General features: G+C 73.1%; 12 protein-coding genes. 5 read left to right on the forward strand and 7 right to left on the reverse strand.

The genetic code is table 11. The annotated features are described in order from the left end of the window. Positions 1-7 precede the first annotated feature (7 nt). The 4 genes from ACZ7L4_RS04700 to ACZ7L4_RS04715 form a co-directional block, all read right to left on the reverse strand. Positions 8-577 carry a DUF1097 domain-containing protein gene (locus ACZ7L4_RS04700; RefSeq protein ID WP_472099667.1) on the reverse strand — a complete coding sequence of 190 codons (570 nt, stop codon included), beginning with the start codon at positions 575-577 and terminating at the stop codon, positions 8-10. Position 578: 1 nt separating this feature from the next. Beyond that, on the reverse strand, positions 579-1862 hold the full coding sequence (locus ACZ7L4_RS04705; RefSeq protein ID WP_472099669.1) for an amidohydrolase family protein: 1284 nt from the start codon (positions 1860-1862) through the stop codon (positions 579-581). An 83-nt stretch (positions 1863-1945) separates the two neighbouring features. Further along, positions 1946-3079 (reverse strand): acetamidase/formamidase family protein, encoded by a 1134-nt coding sequence (locus ACZ7L4_RS04710; protein WP_472099671.1) that lies wholly within the window; start codon positions 3077-3079, stop codon positions 1946-1948. 93 nt (positions 3080-3172) lie between these two features. After that, positions 3173-4183: a carbamate kinase gene (locus ACZ7L4_RS04715; protein ID WP_472099673.1), complete on the reverse strand. Its 1011-nt coding sequence runs from the start codon at positions 4181-4183 to the stop codon at positions 3173-3175. 289 nt (positions 4184-4472) lie between these two features. Here ACZ7L4_RS04715 and ACZ7L4_RS04720 point away from each other — a divergent pair, with 289 nt between their 5' ends. Further along, on the forward strand, positions 4473-6041 hold the full coding sequence (locus tag ACZ7L4_RS04720; protein ID WP_472099674.1) for a PucR family transcriptional regulator: 1569 nt from the start codon (positions 4473-4475) through the stop codon (positions 6039-6041). On the opposite strand, the gene ACZ7L4_RS04725 is transcribed toward ACZ7L4_RS04720, so the two are convergent. Then, positions 6022-7392 carry a purine-cytosine permease family protein gene (locus ACZ7L4_RS04725; RefSeq protein ID WP_472099676.1) on the reverse strand — a complete coding sequence of 457 codons (1371 nt, stop codon included), beginning with the start codon at positions 7390-7392 and terminating at the stop codon, positions 6022-6024. The genes ACZ7L4_RS04720 and ACZ7L4_RS04725 overlap by 20 nt on opposite strands. 247 nt (positions 7393-7639) lie before the next feature. On the opposite strand from ACZ7L4_RS04725, the gene ACZ7L4_RS04730 reads away from it, so the two are divergent. From ACZ7L4_RS04730 to ACZ7L4_RS04740, 3 genes are all read left to right on the forward strand, one after another. Beyond that, positions 7640-9229, forward strand: a complete 1590-nt coding sequence (locus ACZ7L4_RS04730) for an acyl-CoA synthetase FdrA (protein ID WP_472099678.1) — start codon at positions 7640-7642, stop codon at positions 9227-9229. A gap of 94 nt (positions 9230-9323) precedes the next feature. Beyond that, complete coding sequence (locus ACZ7L4_RS04735; RefSeq protein ID WP_472099679.1) at positions 9324-10799, forward strand: YlbE family protein; 1476 nt, start codon at positions 9324-9326, stop codon at positions 10797-10799. Between the two features lie 23 nt (positions 10800-10822). Continuing rightward, on the forward strand, positions 10823-11638 hold the full coding sequence (locus ACZ7L4_RS04740; protein ID WP_472099680.1) for an oxamate carbamoyltransferase subunit AllH family protein: 816 nt from the start codon (positions 10823-10825) through the stop codon (positions 11636-11638). Here the strand turns inward: ACZ7L4_RS04740 and ACZ7L4_RS04745 are convergent. Together ACZ7L4_RS04745 and ACZ7L4_RS04750 are read right to left on the reverse strand one after the other, a co-directional pair. Next, complete coding sequence (locus ACZ7L4_RS04745) at positions 11613-13007, reverse strand: NADP-dependent succinic semialdehyde dehydrogenase (protein ID WP_472099682.1); 1395 nt, start codon at positions 13005-13007, stop codon at positions 11613-11615. The genes ACZ7L4_RS04740 and ACZ7L4_RS04745 overlap by 26 nt on opposite strands. Before the next feature lie 121 nt (positions 13008-13128). Further along, the gene (locus ACZ7L4_RS04750; RefSeq protein WP_472099683.1) at positions 13129-13560 is read right to left on the reverse strand and encodes an ArsI/CadI family heavy metal resistance metalloenzyme; all 432 of its coding nucleotides are present in this window, start codon (positions 13558-13560) and stop codon (positions 13129-13131) included. A 79-nt stretch (positions 13561-13639) separates the two neighbouring features. Here ACZ7L4_RS04750 and ACZ7L4_RS04755 point away from each other — a divergent pair, with 79 nt between their 5' ends. Continuing rightward, entirely contained in the window at positions 13640-14047 is a 408-nt protein-coding gene (locus ACZ7L4_RS04755) for an ArsR/SmtB family transcription factor (protein WP_472099685.1), read from the forward strand. Position 14048 lies beyond the last annotated feature (1 nt).

Consider the following 14048-nt stretch of genomic DNA (forward strand, 5'->3'; position numbering starts at 1 on the left):
GGGCGGCTCAGGAAGGCGACTTGATCTCCACCGGGAAGGTCAGCGCGTTCGACAGCCAGGCGTACACCGGCCCGAGCGCGTTCATGGCGACCACGCACACCCAGGCCGCCCACGGGTTGCCCGCGTCGAAGCCGAACCCGCCGAAGAACGTCGCGAAGTAGCTGGCGAACCCGAAGAACATGCCGGGGATGAGAGAGAAGAACCGCACCCGTCCCGTGTACATGAGCGCGCTGTTCAGGACGAGGATGCACAGCGCCCCGAACGCGTTCCTGGCCAGCTGGCTCTCCCCGAACGCCGTGCCTGCGTTCGTCTCCAGAAGCACGATGAGCAGCGCGTACGTGGAGCCCACCGGCATCGCGCACCACATCTTGCGCGCGCCGGCGAGGCTCGGGCCGCCCATCAGGAACATGCCCGCCCACGAGATGAAGATCGCCCAGGGCGGCAGATGCAGCGCGGTGCCGCCCACGAACGCGGTCGTCGCGGCGAGCACCGATGCCACGATCTCGTGCGGAATCCGCTCCCGCGTCACGGGAGTCACCGGAGCGGCCGTGCTCGTTCCTGTCGTCGCCTCGGCCATGTCAGGCCACCTCACTCTGGACGAGGGAATTGTCGAGTTCAGAGGTGACCGTCGAACGGGCCACCACCCGTCCCGACTTGATGACGGCGGTCCGCGCGGGACGGTCCAGGAGCAGCGTGGCGTGGTCGTGGGTGTCCAGGACGACGAGGTCGGCGACGGCCCCCTCCCGCACCCCGTAGTCCGCCTCCGGAACGCCGATCACGCGCGCGGCGTCGTACGTCACCATGCGCAGCACCCGGCGCAGATCGGCGGGGCCCGACAGATGCGCGATGCGGGCGAGCAGCAGCGCGGTCTCCAGGACGTCCCCGGTGCCGTACGGGGTGAAGGCGTTGCGGATGTTGTTGGTGGCGCAGGCGGTGAGGACGTCCGCGTCCCAGAGTTCGCGCACGGGGGCGAGGCCCCGGCGCGGCGCCGTGTCGTCGCCGCGACCGCCGAGGAAGAGGTCCGTGGCGGGCAGCGGCACGACCGCGACACCGGCCGCCGCCAGTGCGGCGAGGGTGGCGCTCCGCTCGGCGGGCGGGCGCCCGGCCAGCGAGGTCGCGTGGCCGAGCGTCACCCGCCCCTGCAGGCCGCGTTCGGCGGTGCGGGCGGCGATGAACTCGGCGAGTGCGAAGCGGCTGTCGCCGTGGTCGTCGCCGAAGTCCGCGTGCATGTCGGCCGGGACGCCGTACTCCGCCGCGAGGTCGAGGACCAGTTCGACGTGCCGGTGGCAGTCGGCGAGGGACGCCTCGTTGTACGTACAACCCCCGACGACATCGGCGCCCGCATCGAGCGCCTCGCGGAGCAGCTTCTCCGTGCCGGGCGCCTTGAGGATGCCTTCCTGGGGGAAGGCGACGACCTGGAGGGTGACCAGGGCCGCCCACTTCTCGCGCAGCTCCAGCAGGACGTTGAGCCCGGTCAGGCCCGCGACCGGGTCGACGTCGGGGTGGGCGCGGATCGTGGTGGTGCCGTTCAGGACGCACATGCGCAGGACCCGCTCGGCACGCGCGCGTACCTCGTCGTGGGTGAACCCGGCCTTGAGCTGTGCGGTGATCCTGATGGCGTCCGCGAGGGAACCGGTGCCCTCCGGCGTCAGTCCGTCGAGCAGTGCCTTGTCCGGGTGCAGATGTGCCTCGATCAGGCCGGGGACGACGACGCGGCCCGCGCAGTCGAGGACCTCGGCGCCGGCCTCGTCCGGCGGAGCGAGACCGGGGCCGATGGCCTCGATCCGTCCGCCGCGGACGCGGATGTCGGTCGGGTCGGGGGAGTCCTCCACACGCGTGTGGCGCAGCAGCAGAGCGGTCACGGTGGTTCTCCTTCGGTCGAGAGATGCGTGACGGGCGGGTGCGGGTGCGGTGCGTGCGGGCGCGACCTGGGGCGGATCGGTGGTTACGTCTCGGCGGGGAAGTCCGCCTTGCGGATCAGGCAGTGGACGCCCTTGATCTGGTCGACCACCTGCGAGACCTCGAAGTCGGCCGCCGCGCTGAGATACGCGTACGCGGTGGCCCGGTCCATGCCGGTGCGCGCGGTGAGGAAGGCGAGGGCGTTGCGCACGGCCTTGCGCATCGCCTCGTCGAGGTCGGCGTCGAGCCCGAACGGGATCCAGTGCGTACGGGTCTCGGCGAACGGCTCCGCGAGCAGCCCGGTCACCCGGCGCGCCGCCTCGCCGCGCACCACGGACAACTGGACGGTGGCCCGCAGCGGCGCCTCCAGGGCGGTGAGCGCCACCTCGCCGTTGCCCTGCGCGAAGTGCGGGTCACCCGCGTAGAACCCCGCGCCCTCGGTCCGTACGGGCAGGTACAGGCTCGATCCGCAGGTCAGGTGCTTGATGTCGAGGTTGCCGCCGAAGGGACCCGGCGGCACCGAACTCAGGGTGTCCGGGCTGTCGTCCGTCACGCCCATGATCCCGACGAACGGGCCGAGCGGGAAGCGGGCGCTGAGCGTCGGTGTGCAGCGCAGCACGCCGAACTCGGCGCCGTCCCCGTCGCGCTCGACCGTGCAGAACGAGGAGACCGTGCCTTCCCGGGCGCGCCTGGTGTCGGGTCCGGTGAACTCGATGTCGGGGTCCGGGAGTTCGTCGGGAAGGGAGCCTCGGGTGTGCCGGTTGGAGACGATGCCGTAGTGCGTACGCCGGTGCAGGCTCAGGGTGCGCACGCACAGCAGGTCACCGGGGCGTGCGCCGCGCACCGCGACGGGACCCGTGACGATGTGCGGGCCGATCAGGCCCTCCAGCTCGCGGCCGAGGTCGGAGGCCGCTATCTCCTGCGCGTCGCGCGGTACTTGGTGGGCCGGCACTCCGTAGCCGCCGAAGAACTCCACCGGGTCGCGTCCCTGGTCCGGCAGGATCCCCTCGTGGGAGACGAGGTCGAGCGTGACCGTGTCGCCGTCGTCGACCTTCAGCACCGGGGCGCTGTCCGCGCGGGGGAGCACGCCCCAGCGGGCGGTGTCGGGCGTGGTGGCCAGGTGGTGGCGGCCGTCGACGGGCATGGCGTCGGGGGAGGGGGCGGCGGAGGTCAGCGTCATATGAGGTCCTTCGGCCGAGAGGGGTGGGCGGAGGGAGGGGGAGAAGCGCCAGGAGAGGGAGTCTGCGGCAGGGGCGATCTTGCTTGCGGCGTGTTACGGCTCCGAAGCCGTCGTGTTGCGATTGCCGTTGACCGACCGGTCAGTGCGGACCTGCGGGACGATGCGCGTGCCCGTCGTGCCGCGCAGCGCCTCGTTCAGCGCGCCCGGCGACGTGATCAGCACACGGTGGCCGCCTGATGCGAGGAAGTCCAGGGCCGAGCGCACCTTCGGCCCCATGCTGCCCTCGGGGAACTGGCCCGCCGCCAGATGCTCACGGGCCTGCGCCGCGTCCATCCGGTCGAGGTCGCGATGGTGCGGGGTGCCCCAGTCGAGGGCGATCCGCTCGACGCCGGTCGTCACGATCAGCTCGTCCGCGCCGAGCGCCGAGGCGAGCAGCGCGGACGTCGCGTCCTTGTCGACGACCGCCTCCACGCCGAGCAGTGCCCCGTCCGGGCCCCGGGTGACGGGGATGCCGCCGCCCCCGCCCGCCACCACGACGTGCCCGGCGTCCAACAGGGCGGCGATGGCGTCCAGTTCGACCACGGCCTGCGGCACGGGCGAGGGGACGACGCGCCGCCAGCCGCGCCCCGCGTCGTCGGCGACGGCCCACCCGTGCCGGGCGGCGAGCCGCTCCGCCTCCGCGCGCTCGTAGTGGGAGCCGATGGGCTTGGTGGGCCGGGCGAACGCCGGGTCGTCCGGGTCGACGACGGTGTGCGTGAGCAGCGCCACCGGCCGGGAGCCGGACGGCAGGGCGTCGGACAGGCCGCGCACGAGGATGTAGCCGATGCTGCCCTGCGAGTCGGCGACGCACATGTCGAGGTCCAGCAGCGGGAGTTCGGGGGCCAGTTCGGCGGCGAGGTCGGCGCGCCGCTTGATGAAGCCGACCTGCGGCCCGTTGCCGTGGGTGACGACGACGCGGTGGCCCGCACGCACGAGTTCGGCCACCGGGCGCGCCAACTGCCGGGCGGCGGCGAACTGTTCCGCGATGGTGGCGCGCGGGCCGCCGTTGAGGAGCGCGTTGCCGCCGATGGCGAGGACCGTGACAGGGGCGGCCGGACGTGTCACGGCCGGCGGCCGTACAGGGGAAGCGGCTGGTGGGGGCGCGGTTCCTGGAGGCATGTCAGGACGATAGGAACGGTGGCCGCGGGGGTCATGGGCAGCCGGTGCCAGCGTGTGCGCGGGGGCGTTGACGCTCGCTGACAGTGCTTCAGGGGCTGCCGGGTGGGGGTGGCCCGAGCCGCCGTCACAGCATCGAAGGCGTAGCGAAGACGCGGCGAAGACGTACCGAAGAATCGTATACAACCTTGTGTCACGAGCGTTTACAGCCCCCGCAGCGGCGCCCATAGTGAGCTGCGTGACCCCTGCTGCGCGCACCGTGTCGGCACCTCGCCCCGCCGGCACCGCGGCCCTGACCGTGGCCCAGGCGCTGGAGCTGCCCGCGCTCGCGGGCGCTCGTCTGGCGGCCGGAGGTGCGGGCGCGCGGCGTGGCATCAGAGTCGCCAACATCATGGAAGTGCCGGACATCATCCGCTGGATGCGCGGCGGCGAATTCCTGCTCACCACCGCCTACGCCGTGCGCGACGACGAGCAGGCGCTCACCGGCCTGGTGCCCGAGCTCGCCGCCCGCGGGCTCGCGGCCCTCGGCGTGAAGGTCGGGCCCTATCTGCCGAGGCTGCCCGCCCCGATGCTGCGCCGCGCCGACGAACTGGGCTTTCCCATCGTCGAGTTGCCCGGCGACGTCATGCTCAACGACATCCTCTCCGAGGTCATCGGCACCGTACTGAATCGGCAGGCGCTCAGCCTGGAGCGCTCGCAGGCAGTGCGCGACCGGCTCTCGCAGGCCGTCCTCGGGGGCGGCTCCTACGGCGAACTCGTCGTCCTGCTGGCGGCCGAGACCGGCTGCGCCGCGGCGATCCGAGGACCGGACGGCGCCCTCCTCGCGGCGGCGGGAGACGTGCCCGACGGTGTCCCGGCGTCCGTGACCCGGCCGATCGCCGTCGGCCACCGCAGCGGCGGCGAGGTCGCCCTGTGGGCCGGGCCCGGCTGCGTACCCGACGAGGAGTGGGGCACCGCGGCGGACCATGTGGCGAGCCTGGCCGGGATGCTCGCCGTACAGGAACGTGTGCTGGCCGAGCGCGAACGCCGGTACCGCACACTGCTGTTGACCGAACTCGTCTCCCATCCGCCGCGCGACCGCGCCGAGTCGGCGCGCCGGGCCGCGGCGCTCGGCTGGGACCTGGAGCGGCCGCGCGCCGCCGTCGTCGTCGAGGCCGCGGCGACGCCCGACAGCGGCGACGTACGCCTCACCGAGGAACGCCTGCTCGCCGCGGCCCGCACCGCCCTCGGCGCCCACACACCGGCCTGGGGTACCCCGGGCGGCCTCACCGCGCTGGTGGCCCCCGACGGCGGCGAACTGCGCCGCCGCTGCGAGGAGTTGCGCCGCGCGGTCGCCGCCGCGTGCCCGGGGCGGGCCGTCGCCGTCGCGGCGGGCACGGTCCGCGCCGACTTCGCCGAGCTGCACCTCAGTCACAGCGAGGCACTCAGCGCTCTCGCCCTCGGCCGTGAACTGGAGGGCCCGGTACGGTCGTTCGTCCGGCTCCACGAGGAGAGCGGCGTGTACCGGCTGCTCGACCAGCTCCCCGCGGGCGAACTCCAGGCGCTCGTCGACGACGCCCTCGGGCCACTGCTGCACTACGACGCCGGGCACGACGGCAGCCTCGTGCACAGCCTCACCGTGTATCTGCGCCACGACCGCAACGGCGTCGAGGCCGCCGAGGAACTCCACGTGCACTACAACACCCTGCGCTACCGCCTCAAGCAGATCGAACGGCTCACCGGCGCACCGGACAAGGACCCGATGCGCCGGCTCCAGACGGAACTCGCCGTCCACGCCCACCGGTTGCTCAGCGCGCGCTCTCACTGAGGCCGGCGGTTCGCGCCCCGAAGCCTGTGGTGGCCGGGCCCCGGCGGAGCAGCCGCGGAACCGAGAACAGCAGATACAGCAGCGCCCCCGTCAGCGGCAGCACATGCCACAGCTCGTCCTCCAGCACGAACCCCAGGACGAGATTGATGCCGAGCCCCGCCGCGAACGCCGCCACCGCACGCCAGTTGACGGCCGCCACCGCAGCCTCGGACAGGTCGTAACTGCCGCGCCGCACAAGGAAGTAGTCGGCGAGCAGAATCCCCGGGATCAGCGGGATGGCATAGCCGAGATAGCCGAGGTACGTGAGGAAGGCGTCGAGGATCCCGGCGGTCAGTCCGTAGTACGCGAGCCCGCACGCGAGCAGCCCCGCGACCACGTTCACCGCGATGCGCGGCACGTCGAACGCCGACCGTCCCGCCAGCGACGCCGCGTACATGTTGTTGACCTCGTGCGGAAAGCCCTGCACGAAGATGGCGACGGTGGCGAGCGCCCCCACCCCGACGACGCCGAACGCCGCGCCCATGTCGGACTCGCCGACGCCGAGGCCCAGCAGGATCCCGAGCAGGTTGAAGCCGAGGTTGCCGACGATGAACTCGGCGATGGTGGTCGTCCACACGGCGGTGTCGCTGCGCGCGAACCGGGTGATGTCCGGGGTCACGGTCGCCCCCGTCATCCACTTGTTGATCCCGAGGGCGAACAGGCCGAGCGCCGTGGCCTCCCCGGCCCGCACCGGCTCACTGCCGACGACGGCACCGAGCCCGCCCGCGTGCTGCACTGTCGCCACGACCGCGACCAGCACCGTCGCGAGCATGAGCGGCACACTGATCCGGCCCACCCAGGTCAGCCCCTTGCTGAACCCGGCGATCGACACGGCCGTGTACGCCGCGCTGAGCACCACGCAGTACACGAGGCCCAGCCACGGGTGCTGCCCGCCGGGCAGCACCCCGGCCGTGATGCCCGTGCTGTAGCCCACGAACCCGGCGGACAGCAGTGCGATCACGAACGAAGGGATCCGGCTGCCGCCGCGCCCGAACGCGGCCCGCAGCCCGAGCGCCGTGGTGATCCGCTCCCGGCGGCCGATCAGTCCGCACAGGATCGATACCGCGCTGACCACGAGGGACGAGCCGAGCGCGATCAACAGGGCGGTCCAGAACGGGAAGAACAGACCGAGCGACATTCCGTAGAGGAGGTCCGTCGCCGAGACCGTGAACCCCATCCGCACCAGCATGATCGACAGGGTGGGGCGCGCGCTGCCCGGTGGCAGCCGTTCGTCGGCGAAGTCCTCGGTGGCGGCGGCGGCCCGCCGGGCGCGATCCCGGGGGTCAGGAGTGGAGGGCGGGGGGACGGGCATGAGGGACACCTTTCGGTTGCCTGCTTCGGGTGCGCCGACGCCGGGGCCGTCGGCGCTTCTCGTACGTCCATGTGGAGGCCGTCGGCGTCGGTGAGCGGTCCGACGGGGCACGGCTGCGGGTGTCCCCGACCATGCTGGTGCGCGGCCGGCGGCCCGGTCACTGTCAGCCGCTGCCGGTGATCCACGCCCGCGCGCTGGCACCGCTCGCCGAAGACCGCGACCGGGTGGCGGTCGTAGCGTCGATGCCATGGAGCCCACCCCGCCCGCCACCGACGGCGACCCCGCCCCGGACACCCTCACGTCGAACTCCGTGCGGTGCGACGCCTACGCCGACTCCGTCGCCCTGATGCGCGCGGCGCAGCACCTCACCGGGCTGCCCGGCATCACGGCCGCCAGCCTCGTCATGGCGACCGAACCCAATCTGCGGCTGCTCGCCGACGCCCAACTCCTCACCGAGGAAGGGCGATCCGCACGCCCTGCCGACCTGATCGTCGCGCTGCGCGGCACCGCCGACGCCATCGAGCAGGCGTTGAGCGAAGTGCCCGCACTGCTCGAACAACCCGCCGCCTCCGAGAGCTCCGAGCCCGACACCTGGGTGCCGCGCGCCCTCGGCGAGGCGGACCCGGCGACCGCCCTCGCGCTGATCTCGACCCCCGGTCCGTACGCGGCGGCCGAAGCGCTCAAGGCGCTGCGCCGCGGCATGCACGCCTTCGTCTTCAGCGACAACGTCCCCGTCGACCAGGAGATCCGCATCAAGGAGGAGGCCCACCGGCTCGGACTGCTCGCCATGGGCCCCGACTGCGGCACCGGCGTCCTGGACGGCGTCCCGCTCGGCTTCGCCAACGTCCTGCGCCCCGGCCGCATCGGCCTGATCGGCGCCTCGGGGACCGGACTTCAGCAGGTGTCATGTCTGCTGGACGCGGCAGGCGAAGGGGTCCGGCAGATGATCGGGACCGGCGGCCGGGACCTCAGCGCGGAGGTCGGCGCGCGCACCACGCTCGACGCGCTCGACCTGCTGGCCGCCGACCCCGGCTGCGAGGTGATCGTGCTGGTGTCGAAGCCGCCCGCCCCCGAGGTGGCCGAGCGGGTGATCGCCCGCGCAGGGCGCGCGGGCAAGCCGGTCGTCGCCGCGTTCCTCGGCACCGAGAGCCTCGCAGCGGTCGGTGAGCCGGCGGGCGCCGCGCGGCCCGTCACCGTCGTCGGTACATTGCGCGACGCGGCCCGGGAGGTGGTGCGAACACTCGGCGGGGCGGCGGTGTCACCGTGGACGCCTCCGACGGTGACACCCGGCCCCGGCCCGTACCTGCGAGCCCTGTACGCGGGCGGCACCTTCGCCTATGAGGCACGGCAGTTGCTGCCCGACGCCGCCACGGAGGCCGACCCGTACGTGCCCGGCCGCGCGATCGATCTGCCGGAGCGGCACCTCGTGCTCGACCTCGGCGACGACGCCTACACCGCGGGCCGCCCGCACCCGATGATCGACCCGACGGTGCGCGCGGCCCACCTTCGCGCCGCGCTGTCCGATCCGGACACCGCGGTGGTCGTCCTGGACGTCGTCCTCGGGCACGGCGCGGGGGCGGATCCCGCCGGGGCGCTCGGGGCCGAACTGGAGCGGGTGGGGGAGCGGGGGAGGCCTCCGGTCATCGCCTTCGTCGTGGGTACGGACGGCGACCCGCAGGACGTGGACGCGGTGCGGGCAAGCCTGGAGAAGGCGGGGGCGCTGTTGGCGCCGACCAGTACGGATGCGGCCGAGTGGGCGGTGTCGCTGTTGACCCGGAACGGTGAACCGCGCCTGGCGGCCGGTGAGTTGATGCCGACGGGCAGGGCCGGGCGGTGACCGTGCCGCCGCATCCGTGGCGCACCGCCACGCCGAGACGCTCTGCCCAGCAGGGCGCAGCCGCCCGCCCCAACTCCCGTTCAGGAGGCCGCACATGACCCCGCACCTCGCTCCCGACCTGCTCCGCGCCGGTGACACGCCGCCCCGCATCGCCGCCGTCGGTGTCGCCGACTTCGCCGACGTGCCACGTACCGCCGGAGCACAGGTGACCGGCCTCGACTGGCGGCCCCCAGCGGGAGGCGACCCCGCACTCGCCTGGAAGCTCGCCGAACTCACCGGCCACGACGCCGTCGAGGCCGCCAACCGGGCCGCCGTCGACCGGCTGCTCGCGGTGCGCCCCGTGTGGCGCGACGTGCGCACCGCCCGCGACGTCCTGCCGGTCCTCGACGACCGGGCCACCGGCGAACGCGTCCTGCTGCACGCCGGGCCGCCCGTCGACTGGGACGACATGTGCGGCCCGATGCGTGCCGGTGTCATCGGCGCCGCGCTGCTCGAAGGGTGGGCCGACAGCCCGGACGAAGCCGAACGCCTCGCGGACGCGGGCGCGTTGCGCTTCGAGCCGTGTCACCACCATGAGGCCGTCGGGCCCATGGGCGGCATCACCTCCCCGTCGATGCCCGTGCTCGTCGTCGAGGACCCGGCCACCGGGTGGCGCGCCTACGCCAACCTCAACGAGGGCGCGGGCCGCTGCCTGCGCTACGGGGCGCTCGGCGACGACGTGATGGACCGGCTGCGCTGGATGGCCGACGTGCTCGCCCCCGCCCTGCGCGCCGCCCTCGCCGACCGGCCCGACGGCGTGGACCTGCGCTCCGTCGTTGCCCAGGCGCTCCAGATGGGCGACGAGTGCCACAGCCGCAACACCGCGGCCTCGGCGCTGCTGCTGCGGGAACTCGCCGCGCCGCTGGCCCGCGTACCGAACGGGCCTGATGTGCTCGACTTCCTCGCCGACAACCACTACTGGTTCCTCAACTTCTCGATGGCCGCCGCCAAACTCGCCACCTCCGCCGCACACGGCATCGCCCACTCCACGCTCGTCACGGCGTTCGCCCGCAACGGCGTCGAGGTCGGCATCCGCGTCAGCGGCCTCGGCGACGCCTGGTTCACGGCGCCCGCCGCCGAGGTGCGGGGCCTGTACTTCGCCGGATACGGGCCCGAGGACGCCAACCCCGACATCGGCGACAGCGCCATCACGGAGACCAACGGCCTCGGCGGCTTCGCCCTCGCCGCGGCTCCCGCCATCACCGGCTTCGTCGGCGGCACCGTGCAGGAGGCGCTGCGCACGAGCCGTGACATGGCCCGCATCACGCTGGCCCGGCACGAGGCGTATCGCCTGCCGGCGCTCGGCGGGATCGGGTCGCCGGTCGGCATCGACGTACGGGCGGTCCTCGACACGGGCATCGAACCGGTCGTCACGACGGGCATCGCGCATCGTGAACCCGGCATCGGGCAGATCGGGGCGGGGCTGGCGCATGCGCCGTTGGAGTGCTTCAGGAAGGCGCTGGAGGCGTTCGGGGTGCCGGGGCCGGTGCCGGCCGCTTCGTTCGGGGTGCCCGCCGCTTCCAGGCCGTGAGCCCCGCCTGCCTTCCCTGCACGGTGAGCACTCTCGCCCGAGACGTCCTGGCCGGGCCGCCCCGCCCGGCCAGGGTCCTCGCCGTCGCCCGGCAGGCGCTGTATCTGCTGCCGTGCGGGGATGACACCCCGCTCGCCGTGATCGCGCCGGGGGCCGTGCGCGTGCCGACGGCCGTCGTCCTGCCGCGGGCGGCGGGGGAGCGCCCGTTCGGCGGCGCGGCGGTCGGCGGCGCGGGTCGGGTCGGGGGTGGCCACCTCGCCGTCGGCGACGTGCGTCTGGCCGCGCGCGACACCTGGCAGCCACCTCGCGCCCAGGACACCCCACCGGGCCCGGCCCTGGAACGCCTCTCTGCGCTGCGACCGCCCCGCCCGTTGACCTCCGAGATCCGCCACGCCGCGTCGGCACTTGTGCACGCCCTGGCGCACGGGGGCCGCGACGATCAACCCCGGGCCGCCGACGGCCTGTTGGGCCTGGGCCCCGGAGCCACCCCGTCCGGCGACGACCACCTGTGCGGTCTCCTGCTCGTCGCCCGCCTGCCGGAGCGGTCACCGCAGTGGCTGCCCGTCCTCCTCGACACCGCCCAACGGGCCGCTACGCGCACCGCGCCCGTGTCCGCCGCGCTCCTGCGGCACGCCGCCGACGGGCACTGCGTTCCTCAGGTGGCGGCCGTGCTGCACGCGGCGGCGACCGGCGCGGACCTGACCGCACCGGTCGCCGACCTGCTCGCCGTCGGGCACACGTCCGGCAGCGACCTGCTGCACGGACTGTGCGCGGGGGCCCGGATCGCCCTCGCGCGGCGCCCGAGCCTCGCCCTCAGGCCCCGATCCACACCGTGGTGATGTTGCAGAACTCCTTGATGCCGTGGTCCGACAGCTCGCGCCCGTAGCCGGAGCGCTTCGCGCCGCCGAAGGGGAGGGCCGGGTGCGAGGCCGTCATGCCGTTGACGAAGACGCCGCCCGCCTGGCTGTCGCGGACGAAGCGCTCGATGTCGTCCTCGTCGCGGGTCCACAGGTTCGAACTCAGGCCGAAGGGCGTGTCGTTGGCGACGGCGATCGCCTCGTCCAGGTCCGCCACCCGGTACAGGGTCGCCACCGGGCCGAACGTCTCCTCCTGGTGGATACGCATCTCGGGCGTCACGTCGGCGATGACCGTCGGCTCGTAGAACCAGCCGCGGTCCGCGAAGTCCTTGGGCCGCTGCCCGCCGCACAGCACGGTCGCGCCGCTCTCCACGGCGTCGTCGACCAGCTCCTCCAGATCGTTGCGCCCCTGCTCACTGGAGAGCGGGCCCACGTCCGTGTCCTCGTCGAGCGGATCGCCCACCCGCAACTCCCGCATCCCGGCCACGAACGCGTCGCGGAACTCCTCGAACACCGACTCGTGCACGATGAACCGCTTGGCCGCGATGCACGACTGCCCGTTGTTCTGCACGCGCGCGGTGACAGCCGTCTTGGCGGCCTTCGCCACGTCCGCCGACGGCAGCACCACGTACGGGTCGCTGCCGCCCAGCTCCAGAACCGTCTTCTTCACCTCGTCGCCCGCGATCGACGCCACGGATCGGCCGGCCGGTTCACTGCCGGTGAGCGTCGCCGCCTCCACCCGCTCGTCGCGCAGAATGCCCTCGACGGCACCCGAGCCGATGAGCAGCGTCTGGAAACAGCCCTCGGGGAAGCCGGCCCGCCGGAACAGATCCTCCAGGTAGAGAGCCGTCTGCGGCACGTTCGACGCGTGCTTGAGCAGGCCGACGTTTCCTGCCATCAGGGCGGGTGCCGCGAACCGTACGACTTGCCACAGCGGGAAGTTCCACGGCATCACCGCGAGCACCGGACCGAGCGGCCGGTAACGCACGTGCGCCCGCGCCGCGCCCGAATCCTTCACGTCCGACTCCGCCGGCTGCTCGTCCGCGAGCAGCTCCGCCGCGTGCTCCGCGTACCAGCGCATCGTCTTCACGCACTTCAACGCCTCGGCGCGGGCCGCCGCGACCGGCTTGCCCATCTCCGTCGTCATCACCTTGGCGATGTCCGGCGCGTCCGCCTCCAACAGGTCGGCGGCCCGCTGCAGCAGCCTCGCCCGGTCGAAGAACGTCGTCGTCCGGTACGAGTCGAAGGCGCTGGCCGCGAGGGCGAGCCTGCGCTCGATCTCCTCCGGGGACAGGGCCTCGTACGTCTTGAGGGTCTCGCCGTTCGCCGGGTTGACCGTCGCGATGGGCATGCTGCCGACCTCCTCTGCGCGGTTCCTTCGACCTTCCCGCGCGCCGCGCACGTGCGCAACGCGGGCTGCGGGGGAGCGGCGGGTACCCGCGGACGGGCCGGTCAGACGTCGACTTGTCGGTTCACTGCCCGCAGACGCACCCCGCCTCCGCGTTCTTGTTCTTGCTCTCGCTCTTGCCGAGGGTGTCGGCGTCGGCCTTGACGACGTACACCTCCCAGGGCTCCCGGCCGGGGCCGTGGACCCACACCTTGTCCTGGAGGGCGTAGCAACAGGAGGTGTCGTTCTCCTCGAACGTCGCGAGGCCGGCGTCCTTGAGCCGGCCCGTGGCCGCGCTGACCTGGTCCGTCGACTCGACCTCGACTCCGAGGTGGTCGAGGCGCGTCTCCTGCCCGGGCTCGCCCTCGATCAGGACGAGCTTCAGCGGAGGCTCGGCGATGGCGAAGTTGGCGTAGCCCTGGCGGCGCTTGGCGGGTTCGGTGCCGAACAGCTTCGAGTAGAAGGTGATCGATGCTTCCAGGTCGCTGACCCGAAGGGCGAGCTGTGCACGGGACATGGTGATGCTCCCATCGAGTTGTATTGACGTCTGTCGATGCAAGATTGCGCCTTGGATCGATGACTGTCAACATAGAGGCATGTCGAATCAAGAGCTGGTGGTGCTGGGGCAGACCGGTGACGCCGACGCGTGCTGCCCCGGGTTGCTGACCGCCCCACTGGACGAGGAACAGTCCGTCGAGTTGGCGAAGGTCTTCAAGGCGCTCGGTGATCCGGTGCGTCTGCGGCTGCTGTCGATGATCGCCTCGCAGGCGGGCGGCGAGGTCTGCGTCTGCGACCTGACCCCGGCCTTCGACCTCTCGCAGCCGACCATCTCGCACCACCTCAAGCTGCTGCGGCAGGCCGGACTGATCGACTGCGAGCGGCGCGGAACCTGGGTCTACTACTGGCTGCTGCCCGAGATGACCGACCGCCTGGCGGGCGTCCTGACCCGCCCCGCCGGCACCCCGCTGCCGGGCTGCGGCGAGACGGCCGGTGCCGCCTCGTGAG

This window comes from Streptomyces sp. NPDC107575 (assembly GCF_055657265.1).

Bases quoted from the DNA above. Each gene is read 5' to 3' on its own strand.
- ACZ7L4_RS04700 (WP_472099667.1), bottom strand. From the start codon at position 577: ATGGCCGAGGCGACGACAGGAACGAGCACGGCCGCTCCGGTGACTCCC.
- ACZ7L4_RS04710 (WP_472099671.1), bottom strand. From the start codon at position 3,079: ATGACGCTGACCTCCGCCGCCCCCTCCCCCGACGCCATGCCCGTCGAC.
- ACZ7L4_RS04725 (WP_472099676.1), bottom strand. From the start codon at position 7,392: ATGCCCGTCCCCCCGCCCTCCACTCCTGACCCCCGGGATCGCGCCCGG.
- ACZ7L4_RS04730 (WP_472099678.1), top strand. From the start codon at position 7,640: ATGGAGCCCACCCCGCCCGCCACCGACGGCGACCCCGCCCCGGACACC.
- ACZ7L4_RS04735 (WP_472099679.1), top strand. From the start codon at position 9,324: ATGACCCCGCACCTCGCTCCCGACCTGCTCCGCGCCGGTGACACGCCG.
- ACZ7L4_RS04745 (WP_472099682.1), bottom strand. From the start codon at position 13,007: ATGCCCATCGCGACGGTCAACCCGGCGAACGGCGAGACCCTCAAGACG.
- ACZ7L4_RS04750 (WP_472099683.1), bottom strand. From the start codon at position 13,560: ATGTCCCGTGCACAGCTCGCCCTTCGGGTCAGCGACCTGGAAGCATCG.
- ACZ7L4_RS04755 (WP_472099685.1), top strand. From the start codon at position 13,640: ATGTCGAATCAAGAGCTGGTGGTGCTGGGGCAGACCGGTGACGCCGAC.